We start from the raw sequence: 464 nt of genomic DNA, 5'->3' as shown, positions 1-464 counted from the left end.
CCGCTCGCCATCGCGCCGACCGCGGCGGACGAGGTGCCCGAGGCGCACGTCGAGGAGTCGGCGTCCCCGCCCCGCGGGGTGCCGATGGCCTTCCCCGACCTCCAGCCTCCCGCGGACACCGGTCCGGTCGTCTCCTACGCCGTCCCGGCGACGGCCCCGCGGCAGACCAAGGAAGGCGTCGCCGGCGGCCTCAAGGGGCTTGCCCGGCGGAACCTGGTCGCGGCGGGCGCGGGCGCGCTGCTGGTCGCCGTCCTCGGCACCGTCGTCACCCTCGGCGCCACGTCCGGGAACGACCCGGCGACGCCCGCGGAGAACATCGGCGTCAACCCGTCCGCCAGCCAGGGCCTGGAGGACGACAGCCTCGACGCGGACCCGGCGGCCGGCGACAAGGGCGACACCGGGAAGGCCACCAGCCGCCCCTCCGACCCCGGTCCTGACGGCACCCCCGGCACCGCGGACGACCC

1 pseudogene is annotated in these 464 nt (G+C 78.0%); it reads left to right on the top strand.

From position 1 onward, the window contains the following. Positions 1 to 464: pseudogene (locus tag LPA54_RS37975) on the top strand (ATP-binding protein); the annotation flags it as partial.

It is taken from the genome of Streptomyces sp. DH12, from assembly GCF_020873895.1.
Lineage (GTDB): Bacteria > Actinomycetota > Actinomycetes > Streptomycetales > Streptomycetaceae > Streptomyces.
This window is presented reverse-complemented; position numbering and strand designations above follow the sequence as displayed.